Annotated in this window: 9 protein-coding genes; 2 read left to right on the forward strand and 7 right to left on the reverse strand. The window is 42.0% G+C overall.

Going from position 1 to position 14,215, the window contains the following annotated elements; all coding sequences use genetic code 11:
* Positions 1 to 36: 36 nt before the first annotated feature.
* Entirely contained in the window at positions 37 to 1,206 is a 1,170-nt protein-coding gene (locus FDP09_RS06675; protein WP_137401916.1) for a BamA/TamA family outer membrane protein, read from the forward strand.
* Positions 1,207 to 1,226: 20 nt separating this feature from the next.
* Here FDP09_RS06675 and FDP09_RS06680 read toward each other — a convergent pair whose 3' ends face one another.
* From FDP09_RS06680 to FDP09_RS06705, 6 genes are all read right to left on the reverse strand, one after another.
* A complete protein-coding gene (locus FDP09_RS06680; RefSeq protein WP_187328812.1) occupies positions 1,227 to 2,507 on the reverse strand; it encodes a TolC family protein in 1,281 nt (426 codons plus the stop codon).
* On the reverse strand, positions 2,473 to 3,477 hold the full coding sequence (locus tag FDP09_RS06685) for an HlyD family secretion protein (RefSeq protein ID WP_137401918.1): 1,005 nt from the start codon (positions 3,475 to 3,477) through the stop codon (positions 2,473 to 2,475). The genes FDP09_RS06680 and FDP09_RS06685 overlap by 35 nt, the downstream gene beginning before the upstream one ends.
* A 2-nt stretch (positions 3,478 to 3,479) precedes the next feature.
* The gene (locus tag FDP09_RS06690; RefSeq protein ID WP_137401919.1) at positions 3,480 to 4,172 is read right to left on the reverse strand and encodes a DUF4956 domain-containing protein; all 693 of its coding nucleotides are present in this window, start codon (positions 4,170 to 4,172) and stop codon (positions 3,480 to 3,482) included.
* A gap of 41 nt (positions 4,173 to 4,213) precedes the next feature.
* Positions 4,214 to 7,657, reverse strand: a complete 3,444-nt coding sequence (locus FDP09_RS06695; protein ID WP_137401920.1) for a CotH kinase family protein — start codon at positions 7,655 to 7,657, stop codon at positions 4,214 to 4,216.
* 335 nt (positions 7,658 to 7,992) lie between these two features.
* On the reverse strand, positions 7,993 to 9,678 hold the full coding sequence (locus FDP09_RS06700; protein ID WP_137401921.1) for a capsule assembly Wzi family protein: 1,686 nt from the start codon (positions 9,676 to 9,678) through the stop codon (positions 7,993 to 7,995).
* Positions 9,679 to 9,702: 24 nt separating this feature from the next.
* Positions 9,703 to 10,368, reverse strand: coding sequence for a hypothetical protein (locus tag FDP09_RS06705; protein ID WP_137401922.1), 666 nt, complete (start codon positions 10,366 to 10,368; stop codon positions 9,703 to 9,705).
* A 252-nt stretch (positions 10,369 to 10,620) separates the two neighbouring features.
* On the opposite strand from FDP09_RS06705, the gene wecB reads away from it, so the two are divergent.
* The gene (gene wecB / locus FDP09_RS06710) at positions 10,621 to 11,718 is read left to right on the forward strand and encodes a non-hydrolyzing UDP-N-acetylglucosamine 2-epimerase (RefSeq protein ID WP_137401923.1); all 1,098 of its coding nucleotides are present in this window, start codon (positions 10,621 to 10,623) and stop codon (positions 11,716 to 11,718) included.
* A gap of 8 nt (positions 11,719 to 11,726) precedes the next feature.
* On the opposite strand, the gene FDP09_RS06715 is transcribed toward wecB, so the two are convergent.
* On the reverse strand, positions 11,727 to 14,189 hold the full coding sequence (locus FDP09_RS06715) for a bifunctional UDP-N-acetylmuramoyl-tripeptide:D-alanyl-D-alanine ligase/alanine racemase (protein WP_137401924.1): 2,463 nt from the start codon (positions 14,187 to 14,189) through the stop codon (positions 11,727 to 11,729).
* Between the last annotated feature and the right edge of the window lie 26 nt (positions 14,190 to 14,215).

Raw genomic sequence — 14,215 nt, forward strand, 5'->3', positions numbered from 1 at the left:
GTACTTTTATGCCTTGATTCATATCCATTTTTGCTGATGATGCTTTGCCATAGAAAACGTATGTGCCAGTGGGTGTTTTGCTGGTTGTTTTTTCAGTCCGCTTTTTCTGCAATTGCCCAGACGGACAGCCTAGCAACGACAGATACACCCAATACAGCACTCCACGATAGGCTGTTAAACACTGCAGACGATGTGTTGGAATGGATGAGTACCGACACGTGGTCATTTATTCCCGTAGTGACTTATTCCCCAGAGACCAGTCTGGGATTAGGAGTAGGAGCCATCAAAGTATTCCGGCCAAAAGAAGGTGCTTCTCCCACGCTACGCCCCTCTTCCATGCCCATCACGTTTATTTATACCCTTAAGAAACAAGCAGTGCTGGAGATAGATCTGGACTTATGGAAACACGACAACAGAGATTATTTCAATGCAAGCCTAGAACTGGCCAATTACCCTTTTGAGTTTTATGGTATCGGTAATGATATGCCTGCAGAAAGCCAAGAATCCTACTCCAGCCGTTACTTTTATGTGCGTTTAAACTATATGCGAAGGGTATTGCCCAATGTTTACCTTGGCCCTTGGCTGGAATTTAGGACTGAGAATGTCTATGAGACCGTTCCGGGAGGATTGCTGGCCAGTGGAGCCGTTCCCGGCAGTGATCGTCCACAAGTAGCGGGGCTGGGACTAAAGCTCAACTATGATTCCAGAAACGACATCTTTCAGCCAAGCAAGGGATCTTTTCATCAGGTGTCCTGGATCACCAATCAGTCTTTTTTGGGCAGTGGCTATTTATTTGACCGATATGAGGTGGACCTACGAAAGTACATTCCAGTTTGGAAAAACAAAGTCTTGGCAGTGCAGGGGTACTGGAGTTTTGTGGATGGTGTGGCCCCTTTTCAGCAAACTTCCTTGCTGGGCGGCAGCAAAAGGATGCGCGGGTATTTTGAAGGAAGGTATAGGGACCAGCTATCGATGATATATCAGGCAGAACTTCGGATGCCCATTTATCGGAGTTTGGGAATGGTGTTTTTTGGCAGTACAGGTCAAGTGGCTGAAGCGGTTTCCCAATACAGCTTTGACCGGTTTCATTATGGTGCGGGCTTTGGGTTTCGCTACCAGCTGATGGAGGAGGGGATCAATATCCGCATAGACTTTGGGTTTGGAGACCAAAGTGCTTTTTATTTTGGCCTGAATGAGGTTTTTTAGGAACTTTTGCTTGTCCTTTATCATGGATTCATGTATATCTGTTGACTGTTGAGGTAATTCACCAATGGGCTTCTGATCAGCAGTCCATTTAAATCAAGAAATTCCAAATAGAGAGAGAAGATTTCCTTTTCAAGGTCCAATCGTATTTGTTGTTTTTTGATAATATTCTCTTTTACCTTCAATAAGACCAAAGGGGAAATTCCTTCTATAGATCTATATTTTTTCAATGACTCTTGTTCTTTGCTTTCTTTAAGAATGGTTGATAATAACTTGTGTTTATCAAATAATACATCTAACCTTAAAACGATTTCTCTTATGCTTTCATTTAATTCAAATTTGAGTTCATCCAGTTCATTTTTTTCTTTGACGATCTTGATAACCCGTTCATTAAGGCTTCCTTTTACCGCTGACCCGATAGGGATTTTTATTCCCATGCCCACACTAAAGTCTTTTCTGAACGTGTCATTCAGGTCATCCCTGTAGGAAGCCTCGAAAAATTTTATAGGGTTTTTGGCGGAAGCTTTCTTTTGTTTGTATTCCAGTTCAGCTAAGGTTACATTTAGGCTTTGTTGTTTATAGTAAAAATTATTGTTGTCAATCCCTCCACTATAGGATTTTACAAACAACATAATGTCATTTATTGATATCAGGTCTTTTTCTTCTAACTCAATTGGCCCTTGGATATTTAACAGCCTCCCGATCTCTTTGGATGATTGCAAAACGTTGTTTTCAAGGTCTACTTGATCAATCCGTAGTTTGTGTAAATCATTTTCGGCTTCTAAGAGTTCTTGATAATCAAAGTCAAGATTATTTGCTAGTTTCTTTAAGGTGCTGATGCGGTCTTCCAATAAATCCTTTAATTCCAGCTTCCCTCGCAAAACTCGTTGGTTTTTTATTAAGGATATGATTAATTTATATCGGTTTTTTAGGGCGTTGTTAAGCTTTTCTTTTCCTTGGAGTCTACCTTCGTTGAGACTCTCTTCTTTGTAGGTTGTATTTAGCTTCCTCTCTTTGGGGAAATTAGTATATGCCCTAAACCGAAGCATTTGTTCGTTCAAATTAAAATTGCGTGTTCTGGTCCTTAATTCAAGATGGTCTACATAAGAGAGTTTGTAGGTGTTTTTGTCGATATAATCAAGTTGCTCAGTATGATGAATATAAATTGGATCTTCCGATGCTGTAGCCAATATCGCTGAAGAGGAGATTTTTATCGTGTCTTGTTGGGAAAGACCTAAAAGTGAAATTAAAAAAACTAGTAACATACCATTAATGTGTCTTTTTGAGGATAACTTTTTCGCCAAGTAACAATTGATTTTGTTTTGGGATTTTTACTTGGATTTCCCTTCCCCATAATCGTACTTCCATGTTCTTCCTAAGCCGTTCAGGATATTCGGCGATATTCGAGCCCACGCCCACTACTTCCCCTGTAAGTTTTTTTGAATTATCCGCCAAGGACTGTACTTGGACCTGATCGGCTATTTGTATGTTTTGGTAGCTGTTTTCATGAATGAATCCGGTGATGTAGGAAGGGGTTTGCGAATTAAGAATTAAAATAGGGGTGTAAGGGGAAACAATTTCTCCTGATTTAAAACCCACAGTACCAATTACACCATCGGCTTGAGCAAAAACAATAAGTTTTTTCTTTTCTTGTTTTAGCTTATTTAATTCATTCTCCAAATTTTGTATCTGAATGTTATGAGGATTTTTTTGTGGGTTTGACTGTGCTTTGAGCTGTTCTATTCGAAGCTTAAGGGGGCTGGTTAACAATTCTAAATCCTTATTTAGCGAATTGATTCTTGCTTCAGTTGGATTCAATGTGGTAGAACTGTCAGCTGCAAACTTCAAACTTTTCAGTTCATTGGTCAACGATTTGTTGATGTCATATTGCATTTCAATTTGCCGGATTTGAGACTCTATTTCAGCACGCTTGGCTTTTATTTCAGCTTCCAATTGCGAAATGAGGGACTGATTGTTCATTTCATTGGCAATTTTTTGACTCCTCAGCGTAACCAGTTGGTCAGAGATTTCGCGGATTCGTTGATCTAGTTCAGGTCTTATTACTTCAATCAACGTGTCCCCTTTTGTCACATTTTGGCCTGATACTACATGGATTTCTTTAATTTCCACTAAACCTCCATAACTAACAACAAAATCATTGTTTTCGGCAATACCATAAAATGAGTTGTTAAAATTACTAAGGTTGAAATTGACATAAATCAAGCATCCAATAATGATGATCCAAAAAGTGAGAATATATGTAAACTTGCTCATTACTAATTAAAAGTTTCGTTAACAATATCGTACTCCATCCGTAGAGAAAAATTTGGATTGATTTTTTGAAGTGATGCCAATAATTGTGTTTCTATTTGTTGATTTTTCATGCGTACTTGATATGAAAACTGGTACTTTCTAAAGTCTTCTACGGAGATATTTGACCTTAATACTTGAAGGTTAAAAGATTTACACCAATTGCTAAGCTCTTTTTCGATCGAGTCCTTTAAGTCTTCAGTTCCTTCATAATTTATCCTTAGCATTCCAGTTGGTAAATGATTCTTTCCAAAGGAGGTTAAATTTAAGATGAAAGCAGTAAGGCAGAAGAAAAGCGTACCCACGATAGCGATTGCATATCCATAAACTCCGCAGGAAATCCCAATGGCCAAGCTGGCAAATAGGAAAATAATATTCCTCGGGTTTCTGAAATTAGTCCGAAACCTGATGATTGCCAATGCTCCTAGCATGCCCAAGCCTATGGCTACACTGTCTCCAATAGCTTGAATAACCATAATAGCAACTATCGGGCTTAGCACCAAAGCTTGAATAAATGTTGCACTGTACCCTGCGATTTCTGACGTCTTGTAATAGGTAAATGCAACTAATACCGCTAGGCTAAATGCAAACATGACAGAATAGAGCACTGTGAAAAAAGCGGGATATTCAGCGGTAGTTTGAAGACTAAAATAATCCATAGTTTATTGAAAATTAATGCGTTTTAATCAACTTGTCAGTGTTATAATTTAATGAATTTGGAGATTTCTATTTTTTGATTTGTCACTATCTTCAGGGTGTAAATCCCCGTAGGAAACGCTGAGGTAGAAATAATAATTTGACTTGATGGGATATTGTCGATCTTATTTATAATAATGCCATTTGAATTTATGATTTCCATATACCTGATATTTGAGTGACTATCACCCTTGAACTTCAGGTTCAGTTTGTCGTTTGCAGGATTGGGATATATCTTTTCAAGATAATTTTCTGGTGCTTCTTCGGAAATGGTGGGGAGATCCGTTATTACATCTTCAAGTAGATATCCATCTACACTGACATTGTTGAAACGTGCATTGCCAGCATCACCGAATACAGTGGGACCGCTAAACTTTAGTCTCACCTTGAAGTCCTTGTTGTTGTTAGCTCCAGGGATTGACGTGAAGTCCATAGAAGCTAACTTAAAATCTTCTTCGAGTAAAATTTCTTTTGTTTCTAAATGGTCACTAATCCACTCCTCTCCATCCAAGGTGTACTCTATCAAAGCTTTTTCTGGCCCACTTCCTGTTCGAGAGATAGCCATCGATAATATGATGTCTTTAAAATCATTTGTAGGGATTTCAAATACCAAGAAGGCTTCTTTTCCGCTCATTACTAGTGGATTACGCGTTCGGATGCCTCGCATTTGGTCTGATAGATAAGGCTTATCACGGTTGCCTTTTTCTCTGTAGTTTATTGGTGTGGGATCGTTGACTCGGTCCATTATTCCTGCTGTGCCAGAAGGAGGAGGATAATATGGAATGACAGGTTGGAAATGTAAGACAGCATTTGATCCGGTAAGACTGTAGGAAGCCTCTATTTGTGTTAATGCGACATCATTTTCTACATTATCTTTATCAAAATGCCAAAAATGAATGAGACGCTGTGATTGCTCTTCAGTCGGAGCAAATATAGCTAGGGCCTTTGTGTTTTCCTCTAAGCTTAATGTAATTGTTGGATCATTATACCTTTCCTCACCTACAGCCCAGTGTTGGAATTCAAAGCCCTCCATTGGTTTTGCTTCTAAAGTAACTGGGATGTTTTTAAAATAGGTGCCATTCCATGGGTAAGATTGATCTACTATTCCAGGGGTGCTCGGCTTAATATCGATGGTGTTGCATTTGATAAATCCATGATTTGGATTCGATACATCGAGTGTCAGTTTCAGATCTTCTTCGATATTAAAGTGGTCCTCAATATGTTTTCTTTGATGGTTGGGACGTTCTTTGAAATAGGTAATCAACTCATTTTTTCGATCTTCGTTTGTTCCATGATGGTTCCATCTTTTAAAGTGTTCTTCCAGATGTGGTTGAAGTTCTTGGTATCTTTCTTGGATTATCCTTGCTGTCCTATCGGGATGAAAAGTGGTGTTAATGTGATCAGCAAACCTGTTTATAAAGAGGTTTCTGAAAGAAGCATTGGTAAGTAGGCTTCGCAACAGGGCAGTTTTCTCCGGATCGCCAGCGGGGCGGAATTCACCTCCGCCCTCGGGGTGAATAAAGTTGTCTAAAAAATCATATGAGGCTGGAGCTTGGTAGCGGGCACTTGCGTCAAAATCCCATATCATCAAACGCCATTTACCATCTTCATATGGCTTACTACTCGTTTCCTTTGTTCTCCAATACCTAAAATGTTTTTCTCCGTCCCAGTCCGTATTGTTCATGTAGATAAACATGATGTTATAATCTACATAACTAAGAACGTCTAAACGCTCTTCTATATAACTATAATTTGTTTCCTGACTGAGATCTTTGTCAATCGCAAATTGATATAGATTACGATAATAACTAATATCTGATGGCTCGCCCGTTTCTACTTGGCTTTCACTTCCATTTCCCCAAGGGGCATTAAGAATTATTAGATTGTCATCTTTTACGTGATATTTTCTGGAAATATGGTGGTCATTTAATCTTTCTCGTAGATTGATAATCCCCCAAAATTCTCCATTTAATAGCAGGATAGAGGGGCGACTGTCCTGAAGATCTACTTTTGCTGGAGACATGATTTTTTGAGATACCGCATCTGTATAAATATCCATGTAATCCCCTCCAGCTCGTAACAAAAAATGCTTATAGCTTTCCATCGTATTTCCAAATGCATCTGATGCCTCTGGCAGAAAAGTATAAGCCATTTCATTGTCACTATCATATTCATTTCTTCCGTATAACCTAAGGCTTTTCATAGGTTTGGACCTTGACCCCCCACCATGTACACGGGTGCCGAGATTTTGAGAAAAATCGAGCTTCCCGTTTTTTAAAAAAAATTCTAAATGAACCTGTTTTTCCCAATCTTTGCCCCTATGGTAGTAATTCGCAACGGAAACATAGCTGTGCTCAGTACCGCCTGCATCAAAATATTCTTTTCCTTGTACGTAGATTCCTTCTTCATGACCAAATAAGTTTTCCTGGGAAGAAACCAAAGAGACTATTGGTAATTTATACCGGTTATTTTTATCTGGATGGAAAAGGAAACTGCCAGTATTTACAGGACTGATATTTCCGTCTTTGTAGGTGGCCGTTCTGATGACTTGACCTTTGAATACGTTTTCTTGAGGGCGCTTCCAGCCATGGCCAAAATCAGTACGATATGTAGTGATGATATCTGATAAATCATTGTCTTTGGATGTTTTATCGGAAAGTTGAAGTGGCGTTGTGTATACGTATGTTGTATTCCTTCTTGAGATATTTTTGCTTTCGTTCCATTCTCCAAAATGAAAATAATTAATGAGAAACGGAATCCCATCTCCATTGAGATTGTTTATATCCGGAATAGATCCATCAAGTGTATAAAGGATCATTGCTTCTGGGACAGAGGAAGTTAATTCGATGGTTGTGGGCTGTGAATACCATCCTGGAGGTGTTGAAAATGTTGGAGGTGATAGTAGATTTGACTGTCCATTTTCTCCATTACTTTTTTTTGGGCTTGGAGAGTTATAAAAATACCAATCACCAGTTCCATTTGGAAATCTGCCATAGGAATAATTAGTGGGTAGGGGAGGAACGTCTATTTTACTGATTTCCTCATTGTCAGGTGTGAATAAATACAGAGTCTCCCCATCAGCACTGATGCTGAAATTAGTATGCAGTGGAGACATGGAGTCTTTTTTGTTTTTACCGGATGCCCAAATCAATAGGTAAGCACCTGGCTGTAACGTGAAATCTGGAAACTCCCATTTATCTGTTTCATCCTTATCATCTGTTAATGAAAAACCTCCTAAGTTTATAGCGGATTCCCCATAGTTGTATAGTTCTATCCAATCTTCATCATCATTATCATCATCATAAAAAGATCCATCATTTGAAGACATTACTTCATTAATCGTGATATGCTGAGACTTTACTCCAAAATTGATAAAGAATAATAGTGTACAAAAAAATAAAACTTTGTGCATTTTAGTAAACAACAGTGGTTCGAAAATATTTTCCATAAAGAGCCCGTATTTGTTGGTTAATATCAGGACCTTATAATGATTAAGACGATCATCTAAGCAGTTTCGCTACAGTATTCCTTTAAAGTATTAATCTGGTACACAACAAAATCCTCATACAGCTTATGATTTGCTATGTAATAAGAACAAGATAATCCTGAAATTCGAAAAAAGGGCAAGATGATATTTCTGTCTGGTCAAATATAAAACTAAATTTTTGAGAATATCAAATAGCTACCACGGTTTCGGTTTTGATGTAAGTTTATTTTCGACATGGACAAGGTATTTTTCCCAGTTCATACTTTGTTAAGAGACCCAGCTAATTTGGTTCTCGTTTATTCAAATAAATACATCAAACTTACTTGTCCTACAAAATTATTACGGTCCCATCCGGCCACGAAATATTGGTCTGGACTGTTTTCCAAGTACCATTTGTAGTTGAGCGAATAAATGTATTGGAGCTTTCCGGAAAGTAGAAAATTATCCAATTTCCAATCCGCTACCAAAGCAGGTGTCAGGTCAATATATTTACGCCTCCAGTCCTTGATACTCTCGTAGGTTTTGTAGTAATAATCGAGGTTGTAAACAATGCGCTCTACTTGAAACCCTATTCTGTTGTAATTTTGGACATAGCTGGCGCCGGCAAAAATCACATTGCTCCCTGGACCATTCCCTGCACCCAAAACCTGTCCCATATGAGTATATCCATGCCTGACATAGGGGTGGGTGTACCATGAATTGTAGGATATGATGGCATCACGTACGGTCTGGCCGGTTTGGGTCATTTCTGAGCTGATCTGGATGTAGGCATCCTCTTTTTTTAGCGGAATTAGATTGCTAAACCCGAATGTAAAAGCCCTGTTCAGGTCAGGATTTACCAAGAAATCCCTTAATTCACGGCTGTTGCCATTGGAGCCGTATTCTCCATAAAATTCAAACAGCCCACCGTGGCTCATCCAGCGGAAATAACCAGAGCTAAGTTGGTTGCGCTGGTCACGGTCTGGGTTTTCGATGTTCTTTGGTCCCTTTTCGCCGTTAAAAATCGGCAGGTAGTCACCAAAGCTGTCCATGTCATTATGGTACATTTGGGAAACACTGCTGTAGCCGACACTTAGGCCGGGAACCCATTTGGGCTGATAACTAATGGTAATGCCTGAAAGGTACCGCCAGTCTTCATCTCTTTTGGGGATGTATGCTGGAGTGTTTTTATAGACCAAACCGGAATTTGGAGGGAGGAATCCTGAACTTTGCAATTGGCCAGCGATAAGCTGCCCCTCGAAGTAACCGATATTGGTTTTAACAGGTCTTTTGGTTTCTATCGTGGCATGTAAAAAGCCGGGAGCATTATTGCTCATCAAGAGGGAGTTGCGCTTGCCAGGCCCCCACCAAAGCATTTCCGTGGAAATTCCCACAGAAAAATCACGATAATAGTATTTGATGCTGGATTGGCCGGGAAGAAACTTGGTGTAGGATCCTGTGCCAAAGCGCTCTGGGATATCACTGGTGTTCAGCCATTCATAATAATCCATGTAGTGATAGCCATTGGTCTTGTCCGGAAACCCAATGTAATCTCTATTTTGGGCACTCATCAATTCTGGTTGGAATTGGACAGTGAGGCCCCCATATGCTAAGTACACCCCACCACTCAGCAATACTTGAAGTCCCCGATTAGGGATCATGGCACCGTCGTTCACCCCAAATGCATACTTCGAGTTGAACTGGGATTTAATGAATATGGGCAAGGGCTTGACCACTAACTTGCCATCTTCAAAAACCTGATCGTCATTATAGCCATAGAGTTTGGCGTAAGTACTGTTTGCAAAGGCCCCTTCTAAATCCTCCATGTTGGGGTTTAGTGGACGTAGGTTAAACGAAAAGTGCTTGTCAAATTTCCCAATTAGCTGCTGTCTTCTCATGTAATCTTCCAGAAATGGCGCATTGAGGTTAGCTGTCTGGGCCATGGCAGCCAAAGGCATCCATACCATGGAGAACAAAAATATCGCTTTGAAACGGAAAGGCATTATAATGAGCTTTAATAACTTCATTTACTTCACAGTAAGGGCACTGACTTCGATTTTAGAGATGGACCAGCTTTCATCACAGATAGGGACAGGAGCATTTTCCTGCAGCAATTGGTCTCCACATGTGATGGTGAGCGATGGTCCGTTGTGGGATACCAGCTTGGAAATCCTGTACTTGGTGGTCCAATTCGGAGTATCGGCGTATTGGCAAAGCCCGGGAAGATCGGTTTCCATGGCTCCTGTTTTCGGGTCATTGTGGCGTCCATATTGGTCAGGATAGGACTGGAACAAGCAATAGCTCCAACTACATGGCGAATTTGAAAAAGTGGTGTTGAGGATTTGCACGCCACTTACTTCCATAAACCAATAATCCGGTCCACTTACTCCTGTGTTGTTTCCATCCCAACTGTCATGGACGAGTAGTTCGATCACCACCCGGACGGTGTTGTGTCCCGGCATACCGTTTACGGCCACGGATACCTCTTCGTTATTATAATTCCCCAAAACGGTATCCTCTTCGAATACCATTAATTTGCCATTTTCTATACCGGTAAGGCTGGCAGCTGTAGAAAAATCATTTTCATATACCAATACCTCTCCCATCAATTCATCTTCATGACAGGAACTGGTCAAGGCAAAGAGGGGAATGAGTAAAAAAAATACTATAAACTTGGGTGTAATAAACTGCATGGAGTAATATAGCTGGAATTAATTGTTCATTTACTGATTTTATCCATTGAAGGACAGTTGATTGCTCTATTTTTTGGAGCACACAAATATAAGGGAATTTCAAAGAAAGTTTTTGATCTCTCCTTTGTAAATACATATACATCAACGAAAAGGAGGAATTTGCGAGCACATATGATGCTCCACCAAAGACAGAATGTGTATATTCGCAGGCATGAACAGTTCGTTTACCCTATACCGCCAAATGCCAATAATATGCTTCAAATCACGCTGATAGCAGGTGCCCGACCAAATTTCATGAAAATTGCACCTCTTATTCATGCCATCCAGGCTTTACAAAATTCAGGCCATGCTGTAAGGTATAGGCTGGTACATACTGGACAGCACTATGACCACAAAATGTCGGGGGATTTTTTTGAGCAACTGGAAATTCCCGATCCAGATGTCAACCTTGGTGCAGGAGGTGGCACCCAGGCCGAACAAACAGCGGCGATCATGATGGGGTTTGAAAAGGAATTAATGGATCACAGGCCGGATGTGGTCTTGGTGGTGGGTGATGTGACTTCTACATTAGCTTGCAGCATCACCGCTAAGAAGCTCATGGTGCCGGTGGTACATGTGGAGGGCGGCATCCGCTCTGGGGATATGAGTATGCCTGAAGAGATCAATAGGATCGTTACCGATAGTATTACCGACCATTTTTTTACTACTTCCGAATTGGCAAATGAAAACCTCAGAAAGGCGGGAGTGGAGGAGCGCCGGATCCATTTTGTGGGCAATACCATGATCGACACCCTCCTGAAGCAAAAGCCAAGATTCACAAAACCTAAAGGAGCGTTGTTTGAAGGGCTTGAAGCGGGGGATTACTTTGTCCTTACCCTTCATCGGCCAGCAAATGTGGACGAAGAGGCGAAACTAAAGGCGACCATGGAAGCCATTTTATCTGGAACAGGAAGCCATCCTGTGCTCTTTCCAGTTCATCCCCGAACGGCGAAGATCCTCAAAAATCTTGGAATACAACACCCGAGGCTACATTATTTGGAGCCGCTATCGTATTTGGCATTTAACTATTTGGTACAGCATGCCAAAGGGGTCATCACCGATTCGGGAGGAATTACAGAAGAGGCTTCTGTGATGAACGTGCCCTGTCTCACCCTGCGGGACAATACCGAACGACCCGAAACCATCGACCAAGGAACCAATGAGCTGGTAGGTACTGATCCGGCCCGGTTGAAACCTTTTCTTGAGAAAATGCTGAAGGGAGATTGGAAGCAGTATCAGGGGATTCCTAAGTGGGACGGGCATGCTGCTGAGCGGATAGTGCAGGTGCTTTATGATATTTATCAGGGATAAGGAAATCATCAGTCCAAATAATAAACCCGTTTTACACGGCTGCTGATATTGGTAAGAAGCTCATAAGGAATGGTGCCAATGGCGGCAGCTTGTTCTTTTAGCGAAAGCCCTGCTCCATAAATGATGACTTCGTCACCCTCATGGACATCCATACCGGTGACATCGATCATGGTCATGTCCATACAGATATTTCCGATGACAGGTGCTTTTTGGCCATGTATGATTACTTTGCCGATGCCATTGCTGAACCTCCTGTCATATCCATCAGCATAGCCAATGGCGATGGTGGCGATTTTGCCGTCATGGTTCATGGTGCCTTTGCGACTATAGCCGACTGTTTCGCCTTTTTTAAGAAGTTTGATTTGGGAAATGGTCGTTTTAAGAACACTTACTGGCTGGAGGGCATTTTCATGGAGACCGTTTACTTCTACCCCATACAGTCCAATGCCTAGTCTGACCATGTCCATTTGAAATTCCGGGTACCGCACGATCCCGGCAGAATTGAGGGCGTGCATCAAAGGACGATACCCTAGAAAAGACTGTATGGAAGAACACATGGATTGGAATAGGGATAGCTGCCGCATGGAATAGGTTTCGTGTGCAGCATCATCTGCCCCTGCCAGGTGGGTGTATAGGCTTGCTATTCTCAGTTCTGGATAACGATGGGTCAGGGAACGGAGCTCCTCCAGGTCCTCTTCTCCAAATCCCAACCGGTGCATCCCTGTGTCTAAGTCCAAGTGAACGCTGATAGCGTTGTTGTTTGACCGGCAGTATTCGCCGAGCTGGCGAAAAAAGGACAAGCTATAGACCACTGGTTCCAGACGATGCTTGATCAGGTTACCAAAGGAATCCTGGACAGGATTGAGGACCATGACAGGCAGGGTTATTTTTTCATTTCGTAAGCTTACCCCTTCATCCGTATAGGCCACTGCCAGGTAATTGGCATTTAGCTGCTCCAGGTGATGGGCGATTTCGGTAGCCCCACCTCCATATGCAAAGGCTTTTACCATGATCATGGTTTTGGTGGTGGGTTTTAGGAGGCTTTTGTAAAAAGTAAAATTCTTTCTCAGGGCATTCAGGTTGATCTCTAGCACTGTGCCATGAATTCGCTCTTGAAGCGCGTCAACTATGCGCTCAAACTGGAAGACCCTGGCTCCTTTGACCAAGATAAGGTCATCTTGGAATGATAGTCCAGGGAAGTCCTCCAGAAAATGGGCGGTGTCACGGTAGAAATAGACTTCACATGGGGGGGCGGATTTTAGCCGGTGGATGTCTGTACCCACAGCGATGAGCATATCCAGCTGGTAATGGCGTATCAGTGCATTGACATGACTGTAAACGGAGCCTTTGTCCCCTGCTTGGAGCAGGTCCGATAGAATGAGGATTTTTCGTTTTTTGGGACGTTGGCTGTTCATGAACTCCAAGGCGATATCAAGCCCCGCCAGGTCATTGTTGTAGGTATCATCGATGATCAGGCATTGGTGGATGCCTGATTTGAGGGTCAACCGCATCTCCACAGTATCCAGTTCCTGAATGGACTGTTGGATCTGGGGCTCTGAAAGTCCCAAGACCAGCGATGCGACGATCGTGTGGCGGAGGTTTTCCAGCGAAGCTTCGTCAGTGAAGCGACTGTGGAAGGTGTAGAGGCCAAGGTCTGATTTGATCAGGGTGATTTTGCTGCCTTCCTTTTCTTTTTTGATGGATAGGGTGTAGTCTCCACCAGGCTGTTCAGACCAGGCCACCAACTTGTCGGCAGGATACAGGTTTTGTAAAGACTGGTGGATGGCCTCATGGTCTTTCCGGTAAATGATCAGTTGTGCATCTTTAAAGAGCCGGAGTTTTTCGTTGAGCTTCTCCTTTTGATCGGAAAAGCCTTCTGCATGTGCGGTGCCGATATTGGTCATAATGCCGATATTCGGCTGGATGATGGCTTGGAGTTTGGCCATCTCGTCAGGTTGGGAAATTCCCGCCTCTATGATGGCTGCTTTGTGATGCCGCTCGATGCCGAAAACGGATAATGGGACGCCTGTCTGGCTGTTGTAGCTTTTAGGACTTTTGGTGATGTCAAAGTGGTTTGCCAATATTTGGCCAAGCCACTCTTTGAGGATGGTTTTGCCGTTACTACCTGTGATGCCCACTACAATGCCCTCATATTGAAGCCTGTTCCACGTCGCCAAGTCCTGCAAGGCTTCCGTGGTGCTTTTGACCCTGATCACAGTGCTATTAGGAATGTGGGTATCCGTGTCTTCATGCTGTACGACAAAGATCCGAACCCCTTTTGTATATGCGTCTGCAATATAGTCATGCCCGTCCACCTTGAAGCCTTTTAGTGCAACAAAAAGGGTCTGATCACCATGGATGATTTTTCGGGAATCTGTGCTGATGTAGTTTATCGAGGAAAGCGGTCCTTGCTGAAGGATTTCTCCTCGAGTGATGTGAAGTAGTTCGTTGGGCGTTAAGGTATTTACCATGGTTTAAAAGACGAGGGTGATCGTCA

The sequence above is a fragment of the Echinicola rosea genome, from assembly GCF_005281475.1.
Classification (GTDB): Bacteria; Bacteroidota; Bacteroidia; order Cytophagales; family Cyclobacteriaceae; genus Echinicola; species Echinicola rosea.

Bases quoted from the DNA above. Each gene is read 5' to 3' on its own strand.
- FDP09_RS06675 (WP_137401916.1), top strand. From the start codon at position 37: ATGATGCTTTGCCATAGAAAACGTATGTGCCAGTGGGTGTTTTGCTGG.
- FDP09_RS06685 (WP_137401918.1), bottom strand. From the start codon at position 3,477: ATGAGCAAGTTTACATATATTCTCACTTTTTGGATCATCATTATTGGA.
- FDP09_RS06690 (WP_137401919.1), bottom strand. From the start codon at position 4,172: ATGGATTATTTTAGTCTTCAAACTACCGCTGAATATCCCGCTTTTTTC.
- FDP09_RS06695 (WP_137401920.1), bottom strand. From the start codon at position 7,657: ATGGAAAATATTTTCGAACCACTGTTGTTTACTAAAATGCACAAAGTT.
- FDP09_RS06700 (WP_137401921.1), bottom strand. From the start codon at position 9,678: ATGCCTTTCCGTTTCAAAGCGATATTTTTGTTCTCCATGGTATGGATG.
- FDP09_RS06705 (WP_137401922.1), bottom strand. From the start codon at position 10,368: ATGCAGTTTATTACACCCAAGTTTATAGTATTTTTTTTACTCATTCCC.
- wecB (WP_137401923.1), top strand. From the start codon at position 10,621: ATGCTTCAAATCACGCTGATAGCAGGTGCCCGACCAAATTTCATGAAA.
- FDP09_RS06715 (WP_137401924.1), bottom strand. From the start codon at position 14,189: ATGGTAAATACCTTAACGCCCAACGAACTACTTCACATCACTCGAGGA.